The sequence below is a fragment of the Micromonospora sp. IBSANI012 genome, assembly GCF_052814045.1.
On the sequence record NZ_CP199933.1, the window covers coordinates 3828178 to 3853205 of the forward strand.

At 73.5% G+C, this 25028-nt stretch carries 22 protein-coding genes and 1 riboswitch; of the genes, 8 read left to right on the forward strand and 14 right to left on the reverse strand.

Annotation, left to right across the window (positions count from 1 at the left end; translation table 11 throughout):
- Nucleotides 1-96: 96 nt before the first annotated feature.
- From ACTWM8_RS17670 to pdhA, 5 genes are all read right to left on the reverse strand, one after another.
- Nucleotides 97-1368, reverse strand: a complete 1272-nt coding sequence (locus ACTWM8_RS17670; protein WP_446214585.1) for an Ig-like domain-containing protein — start codon at nucleotides 1366-1368, stop codon at nucleotides 97-99.
- Nucleotides 1369-1564: 196 nt separating this feature from the next.
- Nucleotides 1565-3244: a right-handed parallel beta-helix repeat-containing protein gene (locus tag ACTWM8_RS17675; protein WP_446209988.1), complete on the reverse strand. Its 1680-nt coding sequence runs from the start codon at nucleotides 3242-3244 to the stop codon at nucleotides 1565-1567.
- 170 nt (nucleotides 3245-3414) lie between these two features.
- On the reverse strand, nucleotides 3415-4800 hold the full coding sequence (locus ACTWM8_RS17680) for a dihydrolipoamide acetyltransferase family protein (protein ID WP_446209989.1): 1386 nt from the start codon (nucleotides 4798-4800) through the stop codon (nucleotides 3415-3417).
- On the reverse strand, nucleotides 4797-5813 hold the full coding sequence (locus tag ACTWM8_RS17685; RefSeq protein WP_446209990.1) for an alpha-ketoacid dehydrogenase subunit beta: 1017 nt from the start codon (nucleotides 5811-5813) through the stop codon (nucleotides 4797-4799). Before ACTWM8_RS17685 ends, ACTWM8_RS17680 begins: the two co-directional genes overlap by 4 nt.
- Nucleotides 5813-7018, reverse strand: a complete 1206-nt coding sequence (pdhA, locus tag ACTWM8_RS17690; protein WP_154938711.1) for a pyruvate dehydrogenase (acetyl-transferring) E1 component subunit alpha — start codon at nucleotides 7016-7018, stop codon at nucleotides 5813-5815. Before pdhA ends, ACTWM8_RS17685 begins: the two co-directional genes overlap by 1 nt.
- 72 nt (nucleotides 7019-7090) lie before the next feature.
- Here pdhA and ACTWM8_RS17695 point away from each other — a divergent pair, with 72 nt between their 5' ends.
- Nucleotides 7091-7597, forward strand: coding sequence for an Lrp/AsnC family transcriptional regulator (locus ACTWM8_RS17695; RefSeq protein ID WP_280836669.1), 507 nt, complete (start codon nucleotides 7091-7093; stop codon nucleotides 7595-7597).
- Nucleotides 7598-7622: 25 nt separating this feature from the next.
- On the opposite strand, the gene ACTWM8_RS17700 is transcribed toward ACTWM8_RS17695, so the two are convergent.
- Nucleotides 7623-8594, reverse strand: a complete 972-nt coding sequence (locus ACTWM8_RS17700) for a DNA polymerase domain-containing protein (protein ID WP_446209991.1) — start codon at nucleotides 8592-8594, stop codon at nucleotides 7623-7625.
- Between the two features lie 140 nt (nucleotides 8595-8734).
- On the opposite strand from ACTWM8_RS17700, the gene ACTWM8_RS17705 reads away from it, so the two are divergent.
- On the forward strand, nucleotides 8735-9355 hold the full coding sequence (locus ACTWM8_RS17705; RefSeq protein WP_154936484.1) for an L-threonylcarbamoyladenylate synthase: 621 nt from the start codon (nucleotides 8735-8737) through the stop codon (nucleotides 9353-9355).
- Between the two features lie 37 nt (nucleotides 9356-9392).
- Here ACTWM8_RS17705 and ACTWM8_RS17710 read toward each other — a convergent pair whose 3' ends face one another.
- The 3 genes from ACTWM8_RS17710 to ACTWM8_RS17720 all read right to left on the reverse strand — a co-directional run bounded on the left by ACTWM8_RS17710 (nucleotide 9393) and on the right by ACTWM8_RS17720 (nucleotide 12494).
- Nucleotides 9393-9938 (reverse strand): hypothetical protein, encoded by a 546-nt coding sequence (locus tag ACTWM8_RS17710; protein ID WP_446209992.1) that lies wholly within the window; start codon nucleotides 9936-9938, stop codon nucleotides 9393-9395.
- A 168-nt stretch (nucleotides 9939-10106) separates the two neighbouring features.
- Entirely contained in the window at nucleotides 10107-10433 is a 327-nt protein-coding gene (locus ACTWM8_RS17715; protein ID WP_446209993.1) for a hypothetical protein, read from the reverse strand.
- Nucleotides 10434-10532: 99 nt separating this feature from the next.
- On the reverse strand, nucleotides 10533-12494 hold the full coding sequence (locus tag ACTWM8_RS17720) for a Xaa-Pro dipeptidyl-peptidase (protein ID WP_446209994.1): 1962 nt from the start codon (nucleotides 12492-12494) through the stop codon (nucleotides 10533-10535).
- 179 nt (nucleotides 12495-12673) lie between these two features.
- Here ACTWM8_RS17720 and ACTWM8_RS17725 point away from each other — a divergent pair, with 179 nt between their 5' ends.
- Nucleotides 12674-14923: a glycosyl hydrolase gene (locus tag ACTWM8_RS17725; RefSeq protein ID WP_446209995.1), complete on the forward strand. Its 2250-nt coding sequence runs from the start codon at nucleotides 12674-12676 to the stop codon at nucleotides 14921-14923.
- Nucleotides 14924-14992: 69 nt separating this feature from the next.
- On the opposite strand, the gene ACTWM8_RS17730 is transcribed toward ACTWM8_RS17725, so the two are convergent.
- Nucleotides 14993-15223: a hypothetical protein gene (locus ACTWM8_RS17730; protein WP_446214586.1), complete on the reverse strand. Its 231-nt coding sequence runs from the start codon at nucleotides 15221-15223 to the stop codon at nucleotides 14993-14995.
- A gap of 146 nt (nucleotides 15224-15369) precedes the next feature.
- Between ACTWM8_RS17730 and ACTWM8_RS17735 the strand changes: the two genes are divergently transcribed.
- The 4 genes from ACTWM8_RS17735 to ACTWM8_RS17750 all read left to right on the forward strand — a co-directional run bounded on the left by ACTWM8_RS17735 (nucleotide 15370) and on the right by ACTWM8_RS17750 (nucleotide 19199).
- Nucleotides 15370-16101, forward strand: a complete 732-nt coding sequence (locus tag ACTWM8_RS17735) for a histidine phosphatase family protein (protein ID WP_377610787.1) — start codon at nucleotides 15370-15372, stop codon at nucleotides 16099-16101.
- Entirely contained in the window at nucleotides 16085-16954 is an 870-nt protein-coding gene (locus tag ACTWM8_RS17740) for an NAD(P)H-hydrate dehydratase (RefSeq protein ID WP_446209996.1), read from the forward strand. The genes ACTWM8_RS17735 and ACTWM8_RS17740 overlap by 17 nt, the downstream gene beginning before the upstream one ends.
- Before the next feature lie 146 nt (nucleotides 16955-17100).
- The gene (locus tag ACTWM8_RS17745) at nucleotides 17101-18585 is read left to right on the forward strand and encodes a S8 family peptidase (protein ID WP_446209997.1); all 1485 of its coding nucleotides are present in this window, start codon (nucleotides 17101-17103) and stop codon (nucleotides 18583-18585) included.
- Between the two features lie 113 nt (nucleotides 18586-18698).
- Entirely contained in the window at nucleotides 18699-19199 is a 501-nt protein-coding gene (locus tag ACTWM8_RS17750) for a hemerythrin domain-containing protein (RefSeq protein ID WP_446209998.1), read from the forward strand.
- A gap of 46 nt (nucleotides 19200-19245) precedes the next feature.
- Here ACTWM8_RS17750 and ACTWM8_RS17755 read toward each other — a convergent pair whose 3' ends face one another.
- The gene (locus ACTWM8_RS17755; RefSeq protein ID WP_446209999.1) at nucleotides 19246-20115 is read right to left on the reverse strand and encodes a metallophosphoesterase family protein; all 870 of its coding nucleotides are present in this window, start codon (nucleotides 20113-20115) and stop codon (nucleotides 19246-19248) included.
- 152 nt (nucleotides 20116-20267) lie between these two features.
- Nucleotides 20268-20357, forward strand: a riboswitch (ZMP/ZTP riboswitch).
- Between the two features lie 18 nt (nucleotides 20358-20375).
- Here ACTWM8_RS17755 and ACTWM8_RS17760 point away from each other — a divergent pair.
- On the forward strand, nucleotides 20376-21812 hold the full coding sequence (locus tag ACTWM8_RS17760) for a glycine hydroxymethyltransferase (protein WP_446210000.1): 1437 nt from the start codon (nucleotides 20376-20378) through the stop codon (nucleotides 21810-21812).
- 183 nt (nucleotides 21813-21995) lie between these two features.
- Here ACTWM8_RS17760 and araB read toward each other — a convergent pair whose 3' ends face one another.
- The 3 genes from araB to ACTWM8_RS17775 all read right to left on the reverse strand — a co-directional run bounded on the left by araB (nucleotide 21996) and on the right by ACTWM8_RS17775 (nucleotide 24984).
- A complete protein-coding gene (gene araB / locus ACTWM8_RS17765; protein WP_446210001.1) occupies nucleotides 21996-23651 on the reverse strand; it encodes a ribulokinase in 1656 nt (551 codons plus the stop codon).
- A 61-nt stretch (nucleotides 23652-23712) separates the two neighbouring features.
- Nucleotides 23713-23964 (reverse strand): hypothetical protein, encoded by a 252-nt coding sequence (locus tag ACTWM8_RS17770; protein ID WP_446210002.1) that lies wholly within the window; start codon nucleotides 23962-23964, stop codon nucleotides 23713-23715.
- A 63-nt stretch (nucleotides 23965-24027) separates the two neighbouring features.
- Nucleotides 24028-24984 carry a carbohydrate kinase family protein gene (locus tag ACTWM8_RS17775; protein WP_446210003.1) on the reverse strand — a complete coding sequence of 319 codons (957 nt, stop codon included), beginning with the start codon at nucleotides 24982-24984 and terminating at the stop codon, nucleotides 24028-24030.
- Between the last annotated feature and the right edge of the window lie 44 nt (nucleotides 24985-25028).

Here is a 25028-nt window from a genome sequence, read left to right on the forward strand (position 1 = left end):
TCGATCGCGCACCGGCTCCGAGCCTGCCCGGACTGACGTACGACCGGCCCGCCGCGCGGCGGGCCGGTCGTACCCCGGTCGTTCCTCCCTCTGGTCTCAGCCGCCGCTGGCGGACGGCGCGGGTGCGGGCGACGATCCCCCGGCCACCGCCCCCGGGTGCCCCGGGCTCAGGGTGGGCGCCGGCTTCAGGCCGGGCGGCACGGGCAGCGCACTGCCCTTGGCGAACTCGTCCCAGCTGACGTTCCAGGCGGTCCAGCCGTTGCCCTGGTCCAACTGCACCTCGGTGCCCTTGACGGTCACCAGGTCGCCGACCTTGGTGATGCCCATCAGCCATTCCGCCGCCGCCACCGACACGTTGGTGCAGCCGTGCGAGACGTTGATGTTGCCCTGATCCCCCTCCGACCACGGCGCGGCGTGGATGAACTCGCCGCCCCAGGTGAGCCGCTGGGCGTCCTCGACGTCGACCACATAAGGGTCGGCCGAACCCCGGGTGTCGAACGTGGTGACGTCGTGCTTCTCCATGATCACCATCTTGCCGCTCGAGGTCGGGGTGCTCGACTTGCCGAGACTCACCGGGATCTTGCGGAGCAGCTTGCCCTCCTGGAGGACCGACATCTGCTTGGTGGCGTTGTCGATCTCGAGGGCCACCTGCCGGCCGATCTTCGAGGTGGACCGGTGGTCCTCGTCACCGATGAACTCCTTGCCGATCGGGAGTCCCGCCAGTCCCGACCGCACGCTGATCTTCGTGCCGGGCTTCCAGAAATCCGGCGCCCGGTATTCGACCTGCTTGCCGTCCTCCACCCATGACCAGGTACCCGGCTGCGGCGGGTCGGTCTTCACGAACAATCGCCGTTGCACGACCGCCCGGGCCTCTTTGGGAATAGGCGGATCGAATGCGACGCTAACCGGCATCGCGGTGCCGTACGTCTGATTTCCGGCGAAATACAACGTGGTCTTTATCGCCTGTCTGGTCGATTTGGGCGACGTGGTGAAGGTCGTCCGCCCGACGATGGTCCGCCCCTTCTTCCCGGTGGCGGTCACCTCCGCGGTGTAGGTCCGGCCGTTCTCCAGCGGGGTGCTCGGCACCCAGCTGGATCCGTCCTCGCGCGGCTCCCCCGCGACCTGCTTCCCCTTGTCGTCGGTGAGCTTGACGCCGGTGACCTTCCCGTGGCTCACGCTCGTCCCGACCTCCGCGCTGACCGGGACGTCCTTCGCCCGGTCGGCGGGGGTCAGCGTGACCGCGGGGTCCGCAGCCCTGCCCGGCGCCGAGCCGGTGGCGTCCTTCCGGTCCGCCGTGCACCCGCCGAGGATCAACGGTGTGGCTGCGATGGTCACCGCCATTAGCGTCAGTCGCCGCCTCACATCCATATTCAGCCCCCCGTTTCCATTTCCCTTGGCCATATTCTGTACGGCGCTTCTCGGGCCGTGGCGCACTTTCGCGGGAAATGCTCGGAAACGGCTGGGCTTTTGGACGCCGATGTGCTCGGCCGCGAATTCGCGGCCCGACCGTCCCGGAACAGGAGGCCTGGGTGGTCCGTGTCCCCGGCGTACCGACTCGGGTCGTTCAGTCCCAGTCGTGGTCGCCGTGGTTGCGGTCCCACCGGCCGCCGACCGGCGGGGTGTCCAACCGGGTGGCGCTCCCGGCGTTGCCGGCGAGGTCGTTGTCCTCGACCCGGCAGCCCACGCAGCTGCCCCGCTCGGTGATCCACAGCCCGTGGGTCTGGGTGCTCGGGTCGTGGTTGTCCCAGACGCGGTTGCCCCGGATCGTCGCCGAGTCGAAGGGCGCGTTGATGGTGATCCCGGCCCGGGTGCCCGGCGCGGCGGGCAGCTCGTACGCCGTCCCGGGCAGCGGGGTGTCACCGCTCCAGGCGCTGTGGGAGTCGGGGCGTACCGGGGCGAGGGTGAGTTCGGAGGCGGTGTTGGCGGCCACCACGGCCACCCGCTCGCCCACCCGCAGCACCTTGCCCCGGTGCCCGTCCGGCGGCCAGGTCGCCGAGCGGTCCACCAGCGCCTTGTCGCTGTACCGGACCGTCTCGCCGCCGCCGGCGCAGGCGCCGCCGCACTGCCGCCCGTTGTTGCGGATCCGGTTGTTGAGCAGCACCGTGTCGGTCATCGGGCGGTCGACGCGGATCCCGTCCAGGCCGTTGCCCCAGAACTCGTTGCTCTCGATCACCACGTCCATCGCCGGGTCCTGGTAGCCCCGGCCCAGGTTGTGCTCGTGGTAGCCGTACGCGCCGTTGCCGCTGATCCGGTTGCCCCGCACCGTGTACGGGCCGGGGGTGTTGCCCATGCTGATCCCGTCGCGGAGGTTGCCGTCGATCACGCAGTCGGTCAGCAGCCCACCCCGGCCGGCCACCCCCGATGTGCCGTTGGCCGAGACGTCGAAGCCCGCCTCCAAGTTGCCGGTCATCGTGCAGCCGGTGACGATCAGCCCGTCGGCGCCCCAGTCGGAGATGCCGAACCGGTTGCCCTGGCTGTGGCAGCCGACGATCCGGTAGCCGCGCGGCGGCGGCCAGTAGTCCTTCTGCAACTCCAGGAAGATGCCGTTGGTGCCGTTGCCCAGGGCGGTGCAGTTGGCGATGATGAGCCGCTCGACGGTGCCCCAGCCGCCGATGCCGATGCCGATGCCGGCCCCGCCCATCTCCTCGCCGTTGTCCAGCCGGCCGCAGCCGACCACCACCACGCCGTCGATGATGCCGTCCTGGAGGAAGTCGCAGCCGAGCCCGCTCGCCGCGGTGTGGTGGATGTAGAGGTTGCGGAACACCCCGCGCACCACGTACTGCAGGCCCAGCCCCTTGGCCAGGTAGTTGTACTCGGCCATGGCCACGCCGGAGCCGTCGATCTCGAAGTCGGCGAAGGTGCAGTCGGCGATGTGCCGGTCCCGGTCCGCGCCGTGCTGCAGGGTGGTCCAGAAGGCCAGCGGCGTCGGGTCCGACCGGTTGCCCTCGTTGCTGAGCAGGAACCGGGTCGCCGCCGAGCCGGCCCCGATCAGCGACACCCCGCTGCGCCACACCGTGCCGGCGTCGCGGATCGAGTAGATCCCCGGCGGGCAGTAGATCACCCGGGCCCGCCCGTCGGCGGCGTACCCGTCGCCGAGCCGGTCCACCAGGGCCGCCAGCGCCGGCTGGTCGTTGGTCACCCCGTCGCCGGTCAGCCCGTACTCGTGCGCGTCGCACCACAACGGCGCACCGGCGACGGACGGGCGACGGTCCCGCACGGTGGCGGGCAGGCCCTGGTACGGCACAGGGGCTCCTCTCGGCGGTCCGGTCGTTTCCCCGGCCGCCGATTTCCCGGCCCACCGACCGGAAAACGCCGTGCCCACGCCCCCGCCGCCCGCACCGATGGGCGGACGAAGCGGACAGCACGCCGTCCGGCGGCGGAGCCGGCCAGCGCGGCCGGCTCCGCCCGTACCGCTCAGACGTTGGCGACCAGCAGCGCCGGCTGCTCGACGCAGTCGGCGACGTGCCGCAGGAAGCCGCCCGCCACGCCACCGTCGCAGACCCGGTGGTCGAAGGTGAGGCTGAGCTGGGTCACCTTGCGCACCGCGAGCTGGCCGTCGACCACCCAGGGCTTGTCCACGATCCGGCCCACCCCGAGCAGGGCGGCCTCCGGGTGGTTGATGATCGGCGTCGAGCCGTCCACGCCGAATACCCCGTAGTTGTTGAGGGTGAAGGTGCCGCCAGTCAGCCGGGCCGGCGGCAGCGTGCCGGCCCGGGCCGCGGCGGTGGTCTCCGCCAGCGCGGCGGCCAGCTCCCGGGTGGTGAGCCGCTGGGCGTCGCGCAGCACCGGGACGACCAGGCCCCGGTCGGTCTGCGCGGCGATGCCCAGGTGCACCCCGGCCGACTGGACGATCCGCTGCCCCTCGGTGTCGACGTAAGCGTTGAGCTGCGGGAACCGCCGCAGCCCGCTGAGGCAGATCCGGGCCAGCAGGGCCAGGATGCTCACCGGCGCGCCCGGGGTGGCGGCGTTGATGGCCGCCCGGGTCTCCAGCAGCCCGGTGGCGTCCACGTCCACCCAGATGGTCACCTCGGGGATCTCCCGCCGGCTGCGGGAGAGCTTGTCGGCGATCACCTTGCGGATGCCGGTGAGCGGGATGACCACGTCCTGCCCCTCGGCCGGGGCGAGCCCGACGTGCGCGGCGGGCTGTTCCGGCACCGCCGCGAGCCGGGTGGCCGGCGCGGCGGCGGCCGCCTCCACGTCGGCGCGGCGGATCACGCCGCCGGTGCCGGTGCCCCGCACCGAGGCCAGGTCCACCCCGCTTTCCCTGGCCAGCCGGCGCACGATCGGCGAGATGACCAGCGCCGCCGTCGGCGTCCGCCCGGCCGCCGGGTCGGTCGGTGCCGCGGCCGGCTCCGGGGCGTTCTTCCCGTCGGAGGCGCCGGTCGCGCCGGCGGTGGGCTCGGGGGCCAGCGCCAGCCGGGGGCGGCGCCGGCGTCGGCCGGCGCCGGCGTGCCCGGTGCCGTACCCGATCAGCACGTTGCCGGAGCCGGCCCGCTCCTCCTCGCGGTAGGTGGCGTGGCCGGCGGGCTCGCCGCCGCCGTCGCCGTCGAGCGGCGCGATGGTGATCAGGGGTTGGCCGACCGGGCGCACCTCACCCGCCGCGCCGTGCAGGGCGACCACCCGGCCGGCGTACGGGCAGGGCACGTCGACGACCGCCTTGGCGGTCTCCACCTCGACCACGCTCTGGTCCACCGTGACCACGTCGCCCACGGCGACCCGCCACTCCACGATCTCGGCCTCGCTCAGCCCCTCGCCCAGGTCGGGCAGGAGGAAGACCTGCGTCCGGTCCACCGTGGTCACGCCGCGCTCCCCTGGGGCAGCCAGCGCGTGTCGGGCTGGTCGTCCCACTGGAGGCGGGCCACCGTGTCCAGCACCCGGTCCACCGAGGGCAGGTGGGTGTGCTCCAGCATCGGCGCCGGGTACGGGATGTCCAGGCCGGAGACCCGCAGCACCGGGGCGTGCAGGGCGTGGAAGCAGCGCTCCTGCACCCGGGCGGCGATCTCCGCGCCGACTCCGGCGAAGCCCTGCGCCTCCTGGATCACCACGCACCGGCCGGTCTTGCGCACCGACGCGGTGATGGTGGCGTCGTCGAACGGCACGATGGTGCGCACGTCGACGACCTCCAGGTCCCAGCCCTCCTCGCGGGCGGCCTCGGCGGCCTCCAGCGCGACCGGCACCGCCGGGCCGTACGCGACCAGGGTGGCGTCGGTGCCGGGCCGGCGCACGACCGCCCGGCCGAACGGCGCGGTGGTCGCGGGCAGTTCCGCCTCGGCGCTGGAGAAGTAGAGCTTCTTGGGCTCCATGAACACGACCGGGTCGGGGTCGTCGATCGCCTGGCGCAGCAGCGAGTACGCGTCCTCGACGGTGGCCGGGGTGACCACCTTCAGGCCCGGGGTGTGCGCGTAGTACGCCTCGGACGAGTCGCAGTGGTGCTCCACCCCGCCGATGCCGCCGGCGTAGGGCACCCGGATCACGATCGGCACGCTCAGCGCGCCGCGGGTGCGGTTGCGCAGCTTCGCCACGTGCGAGGCGATCTGCTCGAAGGCCGGGTACGCGAACGCGTCGAACTGCATCTCCACCACCGGGCGCAGCCCGGACATGGCCAGCCCGACGGCGAAGCCGACAATGCCGGCCTCGGCCAGCGGGGTGTCGAAGCAGCGCTTGTCGCCGAAGCGGGCCTGGAGCCCGTCGGTGATCCGGAAGACGCCGCCGAGCTGCCCGACGTCCTCGCCGAAGACGACCACCCGGTCGTCGTCGAGCATCGCGTCGGCGAGCGCGGCGTTGAGCGCCTTCGCCATGGTCATGGTGGCCATCAGGCGTCCCCCTCCTCGTCGCGGGCGGCGGCCAGCTCGGCGCGGACCTGCTCGCGCTGCTCGACCAGCTGCGGGGTCGGCTCGGCGTAGACGTGGTCGAAGAGGCTGAGCGGGTCGACCGTGGGCTGGGCGTTCATCCGGTCGCGGAGGTCGGCGGCGTACGCCTCGGCCTCCTCGGCGATCGCGGCCACCGCCGCGTCGTCGAGCGCGCCCCGGTTGCGCAGGTACGTCTCCAGCCGGGCCACCGGGTCGCGGTCGCGCCAGGCCTCGACCTCGTCGGCGTCGCGGTACCGGGTGGCGTCGTCGGCGTTGGTGTGCGGCTCCATCCGGTAGGTGTGCGCCTCGACCAGGAACGGCCCGTGACCGGCCCGGGCGTGCGCCACCGCGCGGGTGAGCACCGCCAGCACCGCCACCGGGTCGTTGCCGTCGACCTGCTCGCTGGGCACGCCGTAGCCGACACCCTTGTACGCCAGGCTCGGCGCGGCGGTCTGCCGGGACAGCGGCACGCTGATCGCGTACTTGTTGTTCTGCACGAAGTAGACGACCGGGGCCTTGAACACGGCGGCGAAGTTGACCCCCTCGTGGAAGTCGCCCTCGCTGGTGGCGCCGTCACCGATGAAGGCCAGCGCCACGGTGTCCCGGCCCTGGTACGACTCGCCGTAGGCCAGCCCGGCGGCGTGCACGCACTGGGTCGCCAGCGGGGTGCACTGCGGCGCGGTGTGCACCCGCGTCGGGTCGTACCCGCAGTGCCAGTCGCCGCGCAGCAGGGTGAGCACCTCGACCGGGTCGATGCCCCGGCTGACCAGCGCCATCGACTCGCGGTAGGTGGGGAAGACCCAGTCGGTGTCGCGCACGGCGAGGGTCGCCCCGACCTGGCAGGCCTCCTGGCCGCGCGAGGACGGGTAGACGGCGAGCCGGCCCTGCTTGGTCAGGGCGGTGGCCTGGGTGTCGAAGCGGCGACCGACCACCATCCGGCGGTACATCTCGCGCAGCGCCTCGACGGGCGGCTCGGGGTAGTCGGCGCGGGACGGCAGCGGCGTGCCGTCCGGGTCGAGCAGTCGGACCGGCTCGGCCTGCGGGAGCAGGCCGGCGGACGGGTCGGGCGCGGCCGGGGTGGCCGGCCGGCGGGTGCGCGGGGATGCCCTGCGGACCGCCTGGGGTGTGGTCGTCACGGCGGGGACCTCCTGGACGTGTGGTGGCCTTATGCTCCTGCTGTCGGATGATTGACTCAAGATGCGCGGTGAACGTGGGATGAATGGCATCCCGAGGGGGCTGATGTGAGCCAGGAGACCAGTCCGGAGGCGGGCCTGCCCGGTGGAACGGGACGTTCGGCCGGTCCGCTGGACGAGGTGGACCGGCGCATCCTCGACGAGCTGGTCCGCGACGGCCGGCTCTCCGTCCGTACGCTGGCCGAACGCGTGCACGTCTCCCGCACCAACGCGTACGCCCGGGTGGAGCGGCTGCTGCGCGACGGGGTGATCACCGGGTTCCGGGCGCAGGTGGCGCCCGAGCCGGCCGGGCTGGGCACCTCGGCGTACATCGCCCTGACGATCGAGCAGAACACCTGGCGGGAGGTGTCGGCGGAGCTGGCCCGGGTGCGCTACGTCGAGCACGTGGCGCTGCTCAGCGGCGAACACGACGTGCTGGCCCTGGTCCGCGCGCCGGACAACGCCACCCTGCGCGACGTGGTGCTGGAGCGGGTGCAGGGCATCGCCGGGGTGCTGTCCACCCGCAGTTGGCTGGTCTTCGAGGAGTTCACCGGCGCGCAGAGCCCCTGGCAGTGACCCCGCAGCGCCCCGGGAGTGATCGTCAGCGTTCCGGCGGGGCCGCCAACCCCTCCCGGTCGGCCAGCTCCAGCAGCGGCTCCAGCGAGAAGCGCCGCTCGTCCAGGCCGGCGTGCGGGTCGCCGCGCCCGGCGAACCGGGCCGGCATGCTCACCACGTCGAAGTCCTCGGGCCGGGCGTCGTCCAGCTCCGACCAGTCCAGCGGCGCGGAGACCAGCGCCGCCGGCGTCGGCCGGATCGAGTACGCCGAGGTCATGGTGTGGTCGCGGGCCATCTGGTTGTAGTCGACGAAGACCGGCCGGTCCCGCTGCTCGCGCCACCAGGTGGTGGTGACCAGGTCGGGGCGGCGCCGCTGCATCTCCTGGCCCAGCGCCAGCACCGCGCGCCGGCACTCGCCGAAGCTCCACCTCGGCTCGATCGACAGGTAGACGTGCAGGCCCCGCCCGCCGGTGGTCTTCGGGTAACCCACCAGGCCCAGCTCGTCGAGGAAGGCACGGACCTCGTGCGCCACCGGCACCACCTGGTCGAAGCCGACGCCCGGCATCGGGTCGAGGTCGATGCGGAGCTGATCGGGGCGTTCCACGTCCGCCGCCGAGACCGGCCAGGGGTGGAACCGCAGCGTCCCCAGGTTGGCCGCCCAGATGACCACGGCCAGCTCGCTCGGCGCGACCTCGTCGGCCGTCCGCCCGCTGGGGAACGTGATGTGCGCGGTGCGGACCCAGTCGGGCGCGCCGGCCGGCAGCCGCTTCTGGTAGAAGGCGTCGCCGCGGTTGTCCTGCCGGGTAGCGATCTTCGCGCCCTCGAAGACACCGCGCGGCCAGCGTTCCAGCATGGTCGGCCGGTCCCGCAGCGCGCGCAGGATGCCGTCGCCGACGGCGAGGAAGTAGCGCACCACGTCCAGCTTGGTCAGGCCTCGCTCCGGGAAGTAGGGCTTGTCCGGGCTGGAGACCCGGACCATCCGCTCCCCGACCCGGATCTCCTCCGCCGCCGTCGCCACGCTCACACGGTAACGGCAGCGGCCGACTCCCGCGCCCGGCTCACCGGCACCGCCCGGTGCAAGGGTGGACCCGGCCGACGAGAGGTCGGCGATGGCGACCGGCGGTTCCGGGTGGCGGGGCCCCGGCCTAGGCTTCCGGCATGGCGACGTACCTCGACGTGCACCCGGACAACCCGCAACCACGGACGATCAGCCGGGTGGTGGACGTCGTCCGCGGCAACGGACTGATCGCCTACCCGACGGACTCGTGCTTCGCCCTCGGCTGCCAGCTGGGCAACCGGGAGGGCATCGATCGCATCCGGGACATCCGCCAGCTCGACAGCCGGCACCACTTCACCCTGGTGTGCCGGGACTTCGCGCAGCTCGGCCAGTTCGTGCAGATCAACAACGCCCTGTTCCGGTCGTTGAAGGCGGCGACCCCGGGCAGCTACACCTTCATCCTGCCGGCGACCAAGGAGGTGCCGCGCCGGTTGCTGCACCCGAAGAAGAAGACCGTGGGGGTCCGCATCCCCGATCACGTCGTGACGCAGGCGTTGCTGGCCGAGCTGGGCGAGCCGCTGGTGTCGAGCACCCTGCTGATGCCCGGCGACACCGAACCGATGACGCAGGGCTGGGAGATCAAGGAGCGGCTCGACCACGTCGTCGACGCGGTGATCGACTCCGGCGAGTGCGGCACCCTGCCCACGACCGTGATCGACTTCTCGGAGGGCGAAGCGGAGATCCTCCGTCGCGGCGCCGGCGATCCGTCCCGCTTCGAGTAGGCCGTCGCAAACGGTGCCGGGCGCGCCCGGCGGTGGGTCAGGGCGTCTCGTCGTCCAACGACGGCAGCGGCAGCAGCACGGCGGTGCTGCCGGCGCCCCGCTCGGAGTGCGCGGGTGGCGGCCGGTCGCCGCCCGGTGCCCGGCTGTGCAGCCGGCCCGCCCCGGCCGGCCCGGCGCGGCGGGAGACCTCGCAGGTCACCTGATGGATCGGCGCGGGCGCGGTGCCGAACCGCCCCGGTCCCCAGCGCACCCAGATCGCGACGCGGCCGGCTGCCGCCTCGGCCGCCAGCTTGTCCCAGGTACGCCGCCGGTCCGTGTGGTCGACCTCGATGACCACGGGCGGCCCGTCCGGCCGGGCACACGCGACGTCGAGTACCGACTGCTGCCGGGACAGCGGCGGCGGTAGGGGCAGCACGCTCGGCGCCCGACGATAGACGCGCCAGCCCTGCTCACCCGCCCAGGCGACCACGGAATCGATGATCCGCGCCGTCACCGCGTCCGTGGTCAGGTCGACGAAGGTGAGCCGGGCGAGCGCGCGCCCGAGCGACGCCGCCAGCCGTTCGCCGTCCGCCACGCCGTCCATGGGCGCAGGGTAGCGGCTCACCGGGCCTCCGCCGTGACCGGCGGCCGCGGCCGGGCGTCCCCGCCAGCCGCGGACCGCCGCGACGGCCCGTGGTGCCGGCACCGCCAACCGCGTCGGGCCCGTCGTGCCGGCGCCATGACCGCGTCCACCGACAGGCTGCGGGAGCGGTCAGACGAGCAGCAGGATGCCCACCACGACGAGCGGAACGGAGACGAAGAGAGAGATGCCGATCCCGGTGAGCACCCGCCCACCGCCGGCGTCCTCCCGCTCCGGCGCCAGCCCGAACGTCGACCGGGCGTCCAGCATGCCGATCCGGCTCAGGGTGAGGTCGCCGGTGACCGCCAGCAGGAGACCGACCACCACCAGCGCGATGCCCAGCCGGTGGAGGAAGTCCCCACCGCTGACCGCCACCCAGATCCCCACCCCGACCGCGGCGACCGCCACCGCGATCACGATGAGCACCAGCGCCTCGCCCAGACCCTTGAGGACTGTCATCCGGCGTCACCCTCCCCGTCGTGGTCGACCGATTGACATCCTTCCCGGTCGATCGGCCCGCCGCTGCCCCGTAGGCGGCGGGCCGGTCGACAGCCGCCGTCAGGAGCGGTCCGGCAGCTGACGGTTGTCGGGCGGGGCGGCGCGGCCGGCCGACGGGGCGGCGGGAGCGGTGACCACGTCCGGCGCGACCGTGGCCGACGGCAGGGTGGCGCGGCCGGTGACGGGCAGGGTCAGCGTGCTGCGCCCGAGGTCCACCGAGACGGTGGCGTCCCGGTCGTCGGTCTCGGTGAAGCCCGGGTCGCTCTGGGCGAGGACGAGACCGAGCACGTGGCCGGCCGGCAGCACCGCGTCGTACGCGTTGAGCGGCAGGGTGACCGTGTACCAGCGGTCCGGGCGCAGCGGACTGGTGAACCGCAGGGACCGGTGGTGCGCCGCGTCGAGCCAGCCGCGGGTGAGGACGCCGTGATCGGTGACCGCGGTGATCTCGGCCGTGTCCCGGTAGCAGGCGTCGTCGGCCACGGTGGACTCCCCCCAGCACGACTCGGTGGCCAGCGTCCGGACCCCCTCCGAGCTGCGGTACTGGATCCGTTCCGCGGTGCCGTAGTCGACGAGTCGCGCACTCAGCGCGGTGGTCGGCCGGTCGACCTTGATCCGCAGGCGCACCGACGGCGTCCCGGAGATCCGCAGCGGCGCGGTCAGCGCGCCGGAGAGGAACACCAGCCGTCCGGCGCGGGCGGTCGTCGGCTCGGTGACCACCTGCGGCTCCGTCAGCGACTCGTCGGTGTACGCCCGCACCACGCCCGGCCGGGCGCCGGGACCGCCGAGCGTGCCGGTCGTGCCGTCGCCGGCGCCCAGGGCCACCGGGACGTTCCGGGTGCCCGGGGCCGGCCAGTCCCGCTGCTCGGTCCAGACCCCCGGGGCGGTCTCCAGGGTGGCCCGGGGCTCCCGCATGACGCCGCTGGGCAGGCCCTGCAGCCAGTAGTCGAACCAGCGGTGCAGGGTGGCGACCCACTCGGCCCGGCGGACGTCGAACGGATCCTCGTGCCCGGCCTGGTAGAGCCAGAGCTTGCGCGGCACCTGCCGGTCGGCGAGCGCGTCCCACCAGCGGGCGAACTGGCCGGTGGTGACGTTCAGGTCGTTGACGCCGTGCGCGACCAGCACGCTCGCCCGGACCTGCTCGACCGAGCGGCGGTAGTCCCGCTCCGCCCAGTACGCGTTGTAGTCGCCGGTGTCCTCCGCGCTGTCCGCGCGCAGCCGGGCGAGCACGGCGGCGCACGCTTCGGCGGGCCGGCCGTTGACCACCTGGTGCAGGTAGGCGGGATAGTCCGACGCCCGCAGCAGGCCCCGGTAACGCTGGTAGTCGTACCAGCTGGAGATCGCGGAGATCGGCACGATGGTCTCCAGGCCCCGGACGCCGGTGGCCGCCACGCCGTTGGCGACCGAGCCGTCCCACGACTTGCCGATCATGCCGACCCGGCCGGTGCTCCAGGTTGCGGTGACCGGCCGGCCGTCCAGGGTGAAGCCGCGGGCCCGGCCGTTCAGCCAGTCCACCACCGCCTTCGCCCCGGCCACTTCGGCCCGGCCGCCGACGTCCTCGCAGCCGGTGGCGCGGGCGGTGCCGCTGAGGTCGACCGTGGCGAAGGCGTACCCGCGGGGGACGAACCAGTTGTCGTAGAAGAGCGGGGCCTTGGCGATCACGCCGTTCGCGTCGTACGTCTTGCGTTCGCTCTCGTTGCCCCGGCCGCAGCAGTGGTAGTACGGCGAGGCGTCCATGATGACCGGCACCCGGACGCCGGCCTGCGCCGCCTCCCGGGGCCGGACGAGGTCGACCATGACCCGGTCCCGCACGCCGTCGCCGTCGGCGTCGGTCGGCGTCTCGACCTGGACGCTCTCCCGGACGGCGTAGGAGTAGGAGTAGACCGGCACGGTGTGGTCGCCGGCGAGGTGCGGCGGGGCGGCCGGCCGGGCGGGCGCGGCGTGGGTGGGGGCGGCGGGGGCGGCCGTGAGCAGCAGCGCCGTGAGGGTGGCGGCGGCCAGCGCCCGGCTTCGGGCAGGCGTCATCGTGGTCCTTCCGACGGGTACGGCAGGCCAGGCCATTCCATCCCATCGATATGGTTCCTGCCTAGTGTCTGGTGTCGATCCGGTCACCTTCGGCGACATCGGAGGGTTGACCATCGACATCCATCTTCGTAACGTTCGGCGGGACCGTCGACCCTCCCTCCACCGGCGAAGGGACCTCCGTGGCACGACGACGTACTCTCTCCCTGATCCTGGCCGCGACGCTGCTCTCCGGCGGCACCGTGGCCCTCTCCCCCACCGGCGCCGGCGCCTCACCGCCGCGTCCCGAGGACGAGTACCGGCCGGTGCGCGGGCCCTCCGCCCCCGCCGAGTACCGCTATCTCCAGAAGACCGTGCGCGGCGAGGCGCTGCCCCGGCACGCGTACGACACGGCGGCGAAGGCCGGGGCCCGGCTGCCCACGGTCGGCGGCCGGTGGACCTCGGTCGGACCGACGAACATCGGCGGCCGGATCACCTCGCTCGCGCTGGACCCGCACCGCCCCGACACCGTCTACGCGGCCGCGGCCAGCGGCGGGGTCTGGGTGAGCCGGGACGCCGGCAACCGCTTCGAGCCGGCCTGGCCGGACGGCTGGACCCAGGCGATGGGCGCGGTGGCGACCGGGCCGGACGGCACCCTGTACGCGGGCACCGGCGAGGTCAATCCGGGTGGTGGCAGCGTCACCTACGAGGGCACCGGCCTGTACGCCTCCCGCGACGGCGGCCGGAACTGGCAGTCGCTGGGCCTGCGTGACTCGGGCGCGATCGGCGCGATCACCGTCGACCCGGCCGACCCGAAGCGGATCTTCGTGGCCGCCGCCGGATCGCTCTACAACGGCGGCGGCGACCGGGGCGTCTACCGCTCCACCGACGGCGGTGTGACCTGGCAGCGGATCCTCGCCGGGGCCAACGAGTTCACCGGCGCGACCGAGGTGCTGATCGACCCGCGCGGCGCCGAACGGCTCTACGCCGTGCTCTGGGACCACCGCCGCACCCCGGACCTGCGCACCTACGGCGGTGTCGGCTCAGGGGTCTACCGCTCCGTCGACGGCGGAGCGACCTGGGCGCGCCTGGCGGGCGGGCTGCCGGCGGCCGGGCCGGAGGTGGGCCGGATCGGCCTGGGCCAGTCCGTCTCGGACCCGGACCGGCTCTACGCGATCGTCAACTCCACCGCCGGCCCGTTCGCCGGATTCTACGGCAGCAGCGACGGCGGGGACGCCTGGACGCGGCTGCCGGACACCCCGGAGCTGACGACCTCGCAGTCCACCTTCGGCTGGTGGTTCGGCAAGGTCTGGGTCGACCCGGACGAGCCGCAGCACGTGCACGTCGCGGGCGTGCCGCTGCTGACCACCAAGGACGGTGGGCGGACCTGGACGGCGGACAGCAGTTCCACCCACGTCGACCACCACGCGATGATCTGGGACCCGCGTCATCCGCAGCGGGTCTACCTCGGCAACGACGGTGGGACGTACCGCTCGGACGCCGACGGGGACGGCGGCTGGGTGAAGGCCACCCACGAGCCGTACACCCAGTTCTACAGCGTGGCGATCACGCCGCAGGACGTCAGCCGGATCTCCGGCGGCGCCCAGGACAACGGCTCGCTGCGCTCGTGGGGCGGCCCCGCCTTCAACGAGTACCTCGGCGGGGACGGCGAGGAGAACCTGATCAACCCGACCGACAAGGAGAACGTCTACGCCTGCTACCAGTACGGCAACTGCTTCTGGTCGACCGACGGCGGCGAGACGATGACGTACTTCGGTAACAAGGTCACCGCGGCCCGGCGCAACTGGTTCACCCCGGTGGTCTTCGACCCGCGCGACCCGACGGTGATGTACTACGGCGCCAACGTGCTCAACCGGTCGACCGACGGCGGCCGGACCTGGACGGCGATCAGCGGCGACCTGACCGGTGGACCGGGCCGCGACCCGATCTACACCAACTACGGCACCATCACCACGGTCGCCCCGGCCGGGGACGGTCGGACCGTCTACGTCGGCACCGACGACGGGCGGGTCTGGGTGACCCGGGACCTGGGCGCCTCCTGGCAGCTGCTGCTCTCCGGGCAACCGTGGGTCACCCGCGTCGTGGTCGACCCGCAGCGGGCCGACCGGGTGTACGTGACGCTGTCCGCGTACCGGTCGGGCTCCCACCGGCCGTACGTGCTCGGCTCGCTCGACGGGGGCCGGCACTTCCACGACCTCAGCGGCACCCTGCCCCAGGCACCGGTCAACGACCTGGCCATCGGCAAGGGGCTGACCCTCTACGTCGCCACCGACCAAGGGGTGTTCGTCAGCCCGACCGGCGGCGGGGTCTGGCTGCGCCAGGGCCGGGGCCTGCCGTTGGTCCCGGTCGACGACATCGAGTACGACGGCACCAGCCACCGCCTCGTGGCGGGGACCTTCGGCCGGGGCATCTACGCCGTCCAGGTCCCCTGAGTCTCGCGGCTGCCGGGGCCGGACGCGGCGAGCGGTCTGCGTCCGGCCCCGGCAGCGCCGGTGTCAGTGTCAGCGCCCTTCCTGCTGCAGCCGCGCCATGAGCATCTGCTTGGCCTGGTCACCCGCCTTGCGGTTGTTCTCCTGAATCTTGCGGAACCAGGTGGCCAGTTCCGAATCGCCCCGCTGCTCCGCGTCCGCGATGTAGGTGTCCATCCGGTAGATGTTGTCCAGCGACATCTGCAGAATGTGGATCAGGTCGTAGTTCTTGTCCTTCACCGGGCTGATCTGTTCCTTCACCATGGTCGCCACGGCGTACCTCCCCCTGTCTCGGCTTCCGAACGCGCCAGCGCTTACCCCGCCTCGATCCGTTCACGCCGGCAGCGCGCCGGGAGCTGCCCACCGGCCGGAACGGTTACCGGGCGGCCGGGTCGGGTACGGGGGGCCGCATGGCGGAACTGGCAGCCCTCTGGATCGTCCGACACGGCGAGAGCACCGCGAACGTCGCCGCGACGGCCGCGGAGACGTCCGGCGCCGAGCTGATCGACCTGACCCACCGGGACGCCGACGTGCCGCTGTCGGACACCGGCGAGGAGCAGGCCCGGGCCACCGCCCGCTGGCTCGCCGGCCTGCCGGCCGAACGCCGGCCCGACGTGGCGGTGGTCTCGCCGTACCTGCGGGCGGTGCGCACGGCCGAGCTGGCGCTGGCCGGCACCGGCATCCCGGCCAGCCGGGACGAGCGGCTGCGCGACCGGGAACTGGGCATCCTCGACGGCCTGACCGGGCACGGCGTGCAGCGCCGCTTCCCCGAGGAGGCCACCCGCCGCCGCCGGCTCGGCAAGTTCTACTACCGCCCACCGGGCGGCGAGTCCTGGACCGACCTGGCGCTGCGGCTGCGGGCGCTCCTGGGCGACCTGCGCCGCGACCACGAGGGACAGCGGGTGCTGCTGTTCGGCCACGACGCGCTGGTCTTCATGCTCCGCTACCTGGTGGACGGGTTGACCGAGGCGGAGCTGATGGCGCTCACCCGGGAGCACGTGATCGCCAACTGCTCGGTGACCGGCTGGTCGGCCGACCCCGAGGGCCGCCTCGTCCTGGACACCTTCAACGACGTGACGCACCTGCGCCGGCAGGGCGCCCGACCGACCAGGGAGGACGAGGTCCATGCCGAACCGGTCTGAGACGCGGGTGATCACCCCGGCGCTGCTGCGCGACTGGGCGCTGCCGGTGCCCACCGGCGGCAAGGAGCACCGGGGCACCGTGCTGGTGGTCGGAGGTTCCCGATCCACCCCCGGCGCGGTGCTGCTGGCCGGCGTGGCCGCCCTGCGCGCCGGCGCCGGGGTGCTCCAGCTGGCCGCCGCCGAGTCGACCGCCGCCGCGCTGAGCATCCAGGTGCCGGAGGCGCTGGTGATCGGCCTGCCCGAGACCGGGGACGGGGCGGTCGCCGGCGATCCGGGCGACCGGCTCGGCGAGCTGGTCGGGCAGGCCGACGTGGTGGCGGTCGGCCCCGGCCTCAACGACATCGACGAGACCCGGGCGCTGCTGCGCCTGGTCCTGGACGCCGCCGCGCCGGAGACGCCGCTGGTGCTGGACGCGTACGCGCTGGGCGCGCTCAGCTACCAGCCGGACCTGCTGGTCGGCGCGGGCCGGCCGGTGGTGCTCACCCCCAACGTGACCGAGGCGCGGCACCTGCTGGGCCGCGAGCCCGGCGAGGACCTGGACGCAGAGGCGCGCGAGCTGGCCCGCCGGTACGACGCGGTGGTCTCGCTCTACGGCCACATCGCCACCCCCGACGGCGAGTGCTGGCGGGAGGAGAGCGGCGACGCGGGCCTGGGCACCTCGGGCAGCGGCGACGTCCGCTCCGGGCTGCTGGCCGGGCTGCTGTCCCGGGGGGCGACGCCGGCGCAGGGCGCCTGCTGGGCCGCCTGGGCGCACGCGGTCAGCGGCCAGCGGCTGGTCCCCCGGTTCGGGCGGATCGGTTTCCTCGCCCGGGAGCTGCTGGACGAGATCCCGCACACCCTGGCCACCGTATGACGGTCAGCGACCGGCCGAACGGATGTGTGTAACGACACACCACCCTCCTACGCTGTTGGTTCGGAAGCGGGCATCCCGCCCTCTTCCCGCCGGCCGCTCCCCACCAGGGAGCGCAACCCGGCTGGAAACAGCCCCTGGGAGTCTGTGTGAAGAACCTTCGTCGCAAGACACTGGCTGCCGCGTCCGCCATGACCCTCGGTGTCGGCCTCGCCGTCGCCGGCGGGCTGGCCCCGGCCACGGCCGCCGGCCCGGACACCACGTTCCTGGTCCTGGCCCCGCAGGGCGCCACCACCGGGAAGGCGGCGGCCCGGGTGGCCGCGGCCAAGGGCACCGTGGTGGCCACGTACGACCAGATCGGCGTGCTCGTCGTCCGCTCGACCAACCCCGCCTTCGCCACCGACGTGGCGGGTGCGGGCGTCGAGTCGGTCGCGTCCACCGCCGGCCTGGGCACCGCGCTCGAAGACAGCGAGACCGTCGAGGTCTCCGCGGCCGAGGCGGCGAACATCACCGCCGACCCGACCAAGGAGCCCCTCTACGGTCAGCAGTGGGACATGCCGATGATCGACCTCCCGCAGGCCCACGCCGTCAACGCCGGCAACTCCGGCGTGGTGGTGGGCGTGCTGGACAGCGGCATCTCCAGCAGCCACCCCGACCTGGCCACCCAGATCGCCAAGGACAAGAGCACGTCCTGCATCGGCGGCACGGTGGACACGGCCGAGGCGGCCTGGAACCCGACCACCTCCGACCACGGCACCCACGTGGCCGGCACCATCGCCGCCGCCGTCAACGGCGTCGGCGTGGCGGGCATCGCGCCGGGCGTCAAGCTCGCCGCGGTGAAGGTGGTCAACGACGACGGCTACATCTTCCCGGAGGCCGCGGTCTGCGGGTTCATCTGGGCCGCCGAGCACGGGTTCCAGCTGACCAACAACAGCTACTACATCGACCCGTGGGAGCTGAACTGCCGCAACGACGCACGCCAGCGTCCGGTGTGGCAGGCGGTCCAGCGGGCCATCCGTTACTCCGCGAACAAGGGCGTGCTGAACGTGGCGTCCGCGGGTAACTCGAACTACGACCTCGCGCACAAGCTCAACGACTTCGGCAGCCCGAACAACGGGACGCCGGAGGAGCGCGAGAACCTCACCAACGCCTGCCTCGACCTGCCGGCCGAGGCGCCGGGCGTGGTGACCGTGTCGGCGGTCGGCCCGACCGGGCAGAAGAGCTACTACTCCTCGTACGGCCAGGGGGTCATCGACGTGACGGCGCCGGGTGGCGACACCCGTTACCGCACGCAGGGCGTCCGCTCCACGCTCACCGACGGCATTCTGTCGACCACCTTCAACACGGCGACGAAGACCAACGGTTGGGGCTACAAGCAGGGCACCTCGATGTCCGGCCCGCACGCCACCGGCGTGGCGGCGCTGGCGGCGTCGGCGCACCCGGGCATGAGCGCGGGCCAGCTCGCCTCGTTCCTGGAGCGCACCGCCGTGGCGCAGTCCTGCCCGGACGGCGTCTACAACCCGGTTCCGCTGATCTCGACCGGCCCGCACGCCTACGACGCGACCTGCTCCGGCGGCGAGCGCAACGGCTTCTACGGCGCCGGCATGGTCAACGCGTACAACGTGGTGAAGTAGCAGTAAGCACGACCAGTGGTGGGGCCCGGCGGAACACGCCGGGCCCCATCCGTTTTCGCAGCTCACCCTCGGGGTACCGGGGCAGACGTCAGTCGAACCAAGGAGGTCTGCCGGTGTCCACCGATGCCATCGTCCTGCTCAAAGAGGACCACAAGGAGATGCGCCGCCTCTTCAAGGAGTTCCAGAAGGCCGAGGAGGGCCCGGCCAGCAAGCGCCAGCAGCTGGTGAACCAGATCCTCGAAGCCCTGACGGTGCACACCTACCTGGAGAACGAGGTGATGTACCCGGAGGTCCGCAAGCTCCTGCCCGACCTGGAGGACGACATCCTCGAGTCGTACGAGGAGCACCACGTGGCCGACCTGCTCTGCGCGGAGCTGGCCGCGATGGACGCCTCCGACGAGCGCTTCGTCGCCAAGACCACGGTGCTGATCGAGAACGTCGAGCACCACATGGAGGAAGAGGAGCAGGAGTGGTTCCCGAAGGTGCGCGAGGCTCTCGGCCGCAACCAGCTCCAGGAGATCGGTGAGCGGATGATCGCGATGCGCAAGGACGCGCCGCGTACCCCCACCGCCCCCAAGGCGATCAAGAAGGCCGTCGACGCGGTGACCGCCTGAGCGCTTCCCGCACGGGGCCCGGCCGTCGGCCGGGCCCCGGCGCGCGTCACCAGGCGGTCGGCGGCACCCCGTCCGGCGCCGGCAGGATCTGCCGCACCCGCCCCGGGGGTACGCCCCGACGCCGCCACTCCCGGGGATAGCCCACCGAGACCTCCTCGAAGCGGACCCCGTCGTGCCAGGTGGTCCGGGGAATGTGCAGATGCCCGTAGACCACGGCGGCGGCGTCGAAGCGGCGGTGCCAGTCGGCAGTGGCCTCGGTGCCGCACCACTGGGCGAAGATCGGGTAGCGCAGCACCCGGGTCGGTTCCCGTACCAGCGGCCAGTGGTTGACCAGCACGGTCGGCAGGGCCGGATCCCGCTCGGCGAGGCGGCGGGCGGTCTCGGCGACCCGGGCCGCGCACCACTCGTGGCGGCTCGGGTACGGGTCGGGGTGCAGCAGGAACTCGTCGGTGCAGACGATTCCCGTCCGGTACGCCTCGGCCAGGGCGGCCTCGCGGGTGTCGAAGCCCTCCGGCCGCCAGCTGTAGTCGTAGAGCAGGAACAGCGGCGCCACCAGCACCGGCCCGCCCGGCCCCCGCCACACCGGGTACGGGTCCTCCGGGGTGAGCACGCCCAGCTCCCGACACCGTCGCACCAGATGCTGGTAGCGGGCCACGCCCCGCAGGGTGACCGGGTCGCCCTGCGGGGTCCACAGCTCGTGGTTGCCGGGCGCCCACACCACCGTGTCGAACCGCTCGGCCAGCAGACCCAGCGCCCACTCGACGTCGGCGGCGGTGTCGCCCACGTCCCCGGCGACGATCAGCCAGTCCCGGGGCGAGGCCGGGCGCAACGCCTCGACCAGCGCCCGGTTCTCCGCGTACCCGACGTGCAGGTCGCTGATGGCGACCAGGCTGCCGCCGGCGTCCTCGGATGGCATCCGCCGATCGTACGCAGAGCGCGCCGCGGGCGTGGGGGCCGCGCGGCGGCGGCGCGTCAGTCCGCCGAGCCCGGGCCCGGCCGCCGCCGCCCGCCCAACCACCCCCGTCCGGCGAGGTCGGGCGGGCCCCGCCACGGCGACCCGGTAGGATCGGCGCGGGCCGTGACTGGCGCGTGGGGATGGAGCACCATCGGGAAGCGGTCCCGTCATGAGGACGCACGCCGAGCGCCTGGGCCTTCCGCACGTCTGTAGGAGGTCGCATGTCGCTGAACGCCGAATCCACCGCATTCCGCAGCGCGCTCGAGGTGATCCGCGCCGTCGAGCCCCGGGTGGCCGACGCCATCGGCGCCGAGCTGGCCGACCAGCGCGAGTCGCTCAAGCTCATCGCCAGCGAGAACTACGCCTCCCCGGCCACCCTGCTGGCCATGGGCAACTGGTTCAGCGACAAGTACGCCGAGGGCACCGTCGGCCGCCGCTTCTACGCCGGCTGCCAGAACGTGGACACCGTCGAGGCGCTCGCCGCCGAGCACGCCCGGGAGCTGTTCGGCGCCGCGCACGCGTACGTGCAGCCGCACTCCGGCATCGACGCCAACCTGGTGGCGTTCTGGGCGATCCTGGCCGACCGGGTGGAATCGCCGGCGTTGAAGAAGGCCCAGGTACGCCAGGTCAACGACCTCACCGAGACGGACTGGTTCGCGCTGCGCCGGGAGCTGGGCAACCAGCGGATGCTCGGCATGTCGCTGGACGCGGGCGGCCACCTCACCCACGGCTTCCGGCCGAACATCTCCGGCAAGATGTTCGACCAGCGCAGCTACGGCACCGACCCGGCCACCGGCCTGATCGACTACGACCGGGTGGCCGAGGCGGCCCGGGAGTTCAAGCCGCTGATCCTGGTCGCCGGCTACTCGGCGTACCCGCGGAAGGTGAACTTCCGGATCATGCGGGAGATCGCCGACTCGGTCGGCGCCACCTTCATGGTCGACATGGCGCACTTCGCCGGCCTGGTCGCGGGCAAGGTCTTCACCGGCGACTTCGACCCGGTGCCGCACGCGCACATCGTCACCACCACCACCCACAAGTCGCTGCGCGGCCCGCGCGGCGGCATGGTGCTCTGCGGCCCGGAGCTGGCCGACCAGGTGGACCGGGGCTGCCCGATGGTGCTCGGCGGTCCGCTGCCGCACGTGATGGGGGCCAAGGCCGTCGCCCTGGCCGAGGCCCGCCGCCCCGACTTCGCCGACTACGCCCAGCGCATCGTCGACAACGCCCAGGCGCTCGCCGAGGGTCTGCTGCGCCGGGGTACGAAGCTGGTCACCGGCGGCACCGACAACCACCTGGTGCTGCTCGACGTCTCCGGCTACGGCCTGACCGGCCGGCAGGCCGAGCAGGCGCTGCTGGACTCCGGCATCGTCACCAACCGCAACGCGGTCCCGCAGGACCCGAACGGCGCCTGGTACACCTCGGGCATCCGGATCGGCACCCCGGCGCTGACCACCCGGGGCCTCGGCGTCGCCGAGATGGACGCCACGGCCGAGCTGATCCACACCGTGCTCAGCCAGACGCAGGCCGGCAGCAACCCCGACGGCACCCCGTCGAAGGCGAAGTACGTCCTCGACCCGGCGCTGGCCGACAAGATCAGCAAGCAGGCCAGCGAGCTGCTCACCGGCTTCCCCCTCTACCCCGCCGTCGACCTGGGCTGACCCCCACCCGCACCCCCGACGCCCCGCCCGGCCCCGCCCGGCGGGGCGTCGCCGTCCCTCCCCCCTTTCCGGCCCGCCCCGGCCCGGTGATCAAGAAGTTTGGGTCATGGGAATGCGCTCTCCCCGACGCAAAGCTCTTGATCACCGAGGGCGCCCGGCGGGGTGGGCGCGGGCCGGGCCGGGTCAGGGGGTGGGGTGGGCGCGGTTGCGGAGGGCGCGGAGGCGGTGCAGGACGTCGGTGCCGCCCCGGCCGAAGTGGTCGTGCAGGGCGCGGTACTCGGCGTACAACTCGTCGTAGGCGGCGGCGCGGGCCGGGTCCGGGTGGAACGTCTCGCGGTGCGGCGCACCCATCGCCTCCGACGCGGTCGACACGTCCGGGTACGCCCCGCCGGCCACCGCCGCGTGGATGGCCGCGCCCAGCGCCGCCGGCTGCGCCGCGTCCAGCACGTGCAGCGGCCGGCCGAGCACGTCGGCGTAGATCCGCAGCAGCAGCCGGTTGGCGGTGAGGCCACCGGCGGCGGTCAGCTCGCGCACCGGCACCCCGGCGGCGGTGAACGCCTCGACCACGGTCCGCGCCCCGAACGCGGTCGCCTCCAGCAGCGCCCGCCAGATCTCCTCCGGCCGGGTGGCCAGGGTCAGCCCGACCAGCACCCCGCTCAGCTCGTGGTCCATCAGCACCGAGCGGTTGCCGCTGTGCCAGTCCAGCGCGAGCAGCCCGTGCCCGCCGACCGGCTGCTCGGCCGCGAGCGAGTCCAGCAGCTCGTACGGGCTGACGCCCCGCCGCCGCACCTGTTCGGCGTACGACGCGGGCAGCGCCCGGTCGACGTACCAGGCGAAGATGTCGCCCACCCCGCTCTGCCCGGCCTCGTACCCCCAACTGCCGGCGCTCACCCCGCCGTCGACCACCCCGCAGACGCCGGGCACCTCGTGACAGTCGTCCGCGTTCATGATCAGGCAGGTGGAGGTGCCCAGCACCGCCAGCATCCGCCCGGGCGCGACGCAGCGGGCGGCCGCGGCGGTGACGTGGGCGTCGATGGCGCCGACCGCCACCGGCGTTCCCTCCGGCAGGCCGGTCCAGCCGGCCGCCTCGGCGGTGAGCGTCCCCGCCCGGGCGCCCAGCGCGGCCAGCGGCCCGTCGACCTTGGCCAGCAGCCCGGGCAGCGCCGGGTGCAGCGCGGCGAGGAACTGCGGGGACGGCTCGCGGTCGTCCTGGCGCAGCCCCTTGAAGCCGGCGGCGGAGACGTTGCGGGTCTCGCGCCCGCAGAGCCGCCACACGATCCAGTCGGCGGCCTCGATCCAGCGTTCCGCGGCGTCGAAGATTTCCGGGTCGGCCTCCAGCAGCTCCAGCGCCTTGGCCAGCTGCCACTCGGCCGAGACCCGGCCGCCGTAGCGACCCAGCCAGGTCTCGCCGCGTTCCCGGGCGACGGCGTTGATCCGGTCGGCCTGGGGTTGGGCGGCGTGGTGCTTCCACAGCTTGGGCCAGGCGTGCGGCCGGTCCCGCAGCCCGGGCAGCGTGCAGAGCGGGGTGCCGTCGGCGAGCGTCGGCAGCACCGTGCAGGAGGTGGCGTCCACGCCGACGCCGACCACGTCGCGCGGGTCGACCCCGGCGGCGGCCAGCGCGGCGGGCACCGCGACCCGCAGCACCGCCAGGTGATCGGTCGGGTCCTGCAGGGCCCAGTCCGGGGGCAGCGGCGGGCCCTCGGGCAGCCGGTCGGTGAGCACCCCGTGCCGGTACGGGTGCACCGCGCTGCCCAGCTCGGCGCCGTCCTCGACGGCGACCACCACCGCCCGGCCGGAGAGCGTGCCGAAGTCCACGCCGACGGCGTACCGCTTGCTCACCGCTGCCCCTCCCCCGGCGGATGCTCCCGCCTCCGGGGGCCACGCTAGCAACGAGGCCCGATCAGGCGAGCGGGCGCTTCAGGTGGTAGCGGTGCACCTCGGTGCTGCCCTGCACGTTGTTCACGTCCTCGACGGCGGAGACCAGTTCCCAGCCCTCCCGGCCGGCCCGGTTGAGGTGCGCGATCGCCGTGTCGCCGTACGCCGTGATGTCGGTGCGCGACCCGTCCGGGGCGTACCAGACGAACGAGACGTGGAAATTGCGTCCCTGCCCCTGGTAGCGGCGGACCAGCAGGGCGTACTCCCAAGCGACCATGGGTCCATTATGGTGGCCCGCGCCGGTCGTCGGAACAGCGGCCGGCCGCTGCTCCCGGAACGGTCAGCCCACGGCCGGGGATGCGGCGACGGCGGACCGGTCGGCCGCCAGGTCCGCCCGGGTGGGCGGGTCCGCGCCCCGTCGGCCGCAGGTCCAGGCGGCGACCCGAGCCGCCTCCCGGAGCACGGCCGCGACGATGTCGGGACGGACGGCGCGCAGTGCCGACCGCCGCGTCGCACCGAGCAGGTCCCGTTCCGCCAGCGCCGCCAGCAGCCCCGCCGTGAACGCGTCGCCCGCCCCGACGGTGTCCACCACGGCGACCGGCAGCGCGTCCACCCGCACCGCACACCGGCGGGTGGCGGCCCACGCCCCGCCGTCGCCCTGGGTGACCACCACCAGGGAGGGACCCGCCTCCAGCCAGTCATGTCCCACCCGCTCGTGCCGGCGGCCGGGACAGAGCCAGGCCAGGTCCTCCAGACTCACCTTCACGATGTCGCTCGCCGCCACCAGCTCCTCGACCCGCCGCCGCGCCGTGACCTGGTCGCCCATCAGCGATGGCCGGCAGTTCGGGTCGTAGCTGATCATGGTGGTGGCGCGCCGGTTCCGCACCAGCGCCAGTACGTCGTCGGCGCCCGGCTGCAGCACGGCGGCGAGGGAGCCGGTATGCAGGCAGACGCTCGGGGTGCCCGCGCCGGTGAGCACCCCGTCCGGAAAGGACCGCCACGTGATGTCGAAGTCGTAGCCGGCCTGTCCGTCCAGGCCCACCCGGGTCCGGGCCACGCTGGTGCGTGGCAGGTCGGACACCGACGCGGGGTCCAGCCGTACGCCGCTGCCGCTCAAGTGCTCACGCAGCGTCCGCCCGTGGGCGTCGTCACCGAGCTGGGTCAGCAGGGTGGTGGGCTGACCCAGCCGCGCGAGCGCGACGGCGACGTTCGCCGGGCTTCCCCCGGGACGTGCCACCACGTCCCGGGTCGCGTGCTCGATCAGGTCCACCAGAGCCTCGCCCACTACCGTGATCACGATGTTCCTTTCCTCCCGGGGCGCCGTCGGATTCCGTTCCCGTC